Origin of the sequence: Methylobacterium sp. J-001 (genome assembly GCF_022829565.1) — a bacterium.
GTDB lineage: Bacteria > Pseudomonadota > Alphaproteobacteria > Rhizobiales > Beijerinckiaceae > Methylobacterium.
In genome coordinates, this window is record NZ_JAKSYN010000075.1 from 1 (window position 1) to 1,787 (window position 1,787).

Annotated in this window: 2 protein-coding genes and 1 pseudogene; 1 reads left to right on the forward strand and 2 read right to left on the reverse strand. The window is 63.2% G+C overall.

Annotated features, from left to right (window positions below; translation table 11 throughout):
* A partial coding sequence (locus tag MKK65_RS08190; RefSeq protein ID WP_243956960.1) for a BLUF domain-containing protein occupies positions 1-472 on the reverse strand: 472 nt, incomplete at its 3' end.
* Positions 473-502: 30 nt separating this feature from the next.
* A pseudogene (locus tag MKK65_RS08195) lies at positions 503-1,573 on the reverse strand (putative bifunctional diguanylate cyclase/phosphodiesterase); the annotation flags it as partial.
* Here MKK65_RS08195 and MKK65_RS08200 point away from each other — a divergent pair.
* Positions 1,560-1,787 (forward strand): diguanylate cyclase domain-containing protein (locus tag MKK65_RS08200; RefSeq protein ID WP_409565383.1); only part of this gene is annotated, 228 nt, incomplete at its 3' end. The pseudogene MKK65_RS08195 and the gene MKK65_RS08200 sit on opposite strands and share 14 nt — an antisense overlap.

Consider the following 1,787-nt stretch of genomic DNA (forward strand, 5'->3'; position numbering starts at 1 on the left):
CAGGTGGTTCGATCGATGGAGCGGCTGCGAGCGCGAGGTGCACTCCTTCCTCCTCCAGCACCAGCTCATGCAGCATGGTGAACACGGGGTCGCCGTCCAGCCTGGACAGGTCGAACCCGCTCTCGGCCGCGAGACGGCTGAAGCGGGCTTGCCCCCCGGCGGACGCGCCGACGTGGGCCATGGACCAGTTCGCGAAGTTGCGGCTTTCCGTCGGACCGCACTGAAGAGCCGTCACGTCGCCGTGACGGCCATCGCACTGGATCCGCTCGAATGTCTCTTCGACCCCCTGTCTTGGTCCCTCCAAAACCTGAGCGAAGGCTCCAGCGTTGAACATCAGCGCTCCGGTCACATCCGCCCGAGCGTTGTTCCGCTGCGATGAGGCCAGGATCTGCCCGACAACGGCCGTCAGTTCAGTCTCAGATCCGTGAAATAAGTTCTTGCTGGCGTAGACGAGGCGATAGAGCTCACTCATGGGGCATCCAATAAGTTGGGTGACTCAGGATTAGGGCTGGTAGCTCGCGATGAATTGCAAAATATCATCCGCCGGTATTGGCCTGCTGATGAGGTAGCCCTGCACGTCAGTGCAGCCTTCATCGCGAATACGCTGCATTTGCTCCGGCGTCTCGACGCCTTCGGCGACTGTGGTCATGCCCAAGCTCTTGCCGAGGCCCGCGATCGCCCGGATAATCGCGTCCCCATCGGGCTTGTCCGACAAGTCCTTCACGAAGGACCTGTCGATCTTAATCTTGTCGAACGGGAAGCTGCGCAGGTAACTCAACGACGAGTAGCCGGTGCCGAAATCGTCCATCGAGACGCGGACCCCGAGCTCACGCAGTCGATGGAGCGTCTGCAAGGTCCTCTGGCTCTCCTGCAAGAGGACGCCCTCTGTGATCTCGACCTCCAGCCGCTTGGCCGACAGACCTGAGCTGGCGAGTGCCGAGATGATTGTCTCGACCAGCCGGTCGCTCTTGAATTGGGCGGGGGAGACGTTCACCGCGACTGACATCCCCGTGGGCCACGTCATCGCATCGCGACAGGCCTGACGGATGACCCACTCGCCGATCGGCACGATCAGACCGATCTCCTCCGCCAGTGGGATGAAATCGAGCGGCGAGATCATCCCGCGCTCAGGATGCTTCCAGCGGATCAAGGCCTCGCAGCCGATCAGCCTATCACCGTCGAGTTGCATCTGGGGCTGGTAGTGAAGCTGGAACTCGCGCCGCGCCAAGGCCTGACGCATGTCGAGTTCAAGCCGGCGGCGCGCCTGCATGCGCGCGTCCATCTCAGGCTCGAAGAAACGGTACGTCCCGCGCCCGTCGAGCTTGGCTCGGTATAAGGCTAGGTCAGCATTCTTCAGGAGCTTGTCGGCACTCGTCCCGTCGGTGGGCGCGAGCGCGACACCGACGCTGGCTCCAATCGTCAGGAGGTGGCCCTCGACCATGTAGGTCCGGCCGATCAGATCGACGATACGCCGCGCCAGCGCCTGTGCGTCGGCAGCCTCGCGAATGCCGGTTTGCAGGATGATGAACTCATCACCACCGATCCGGGCCACGGTGTCCGTGGGCCTCACGGTCAACGACACGCTCGGTCACCCGATCGGCGACGCACTTCTGGCGAAGGTCGCCGACCGGCTTCGCTCGACCGTGAGGCCCACGGACACCGTGGCCCTGATCGGTGGTGATGAGTTCATCATCCTGCAAACCGGCATTCGCGAGGCTGCCGACGCACAGGCGCTGGCGCGGCGTATCGTCGATCTGATCGGCCGGACCTACATGGTCGAGGGCCAC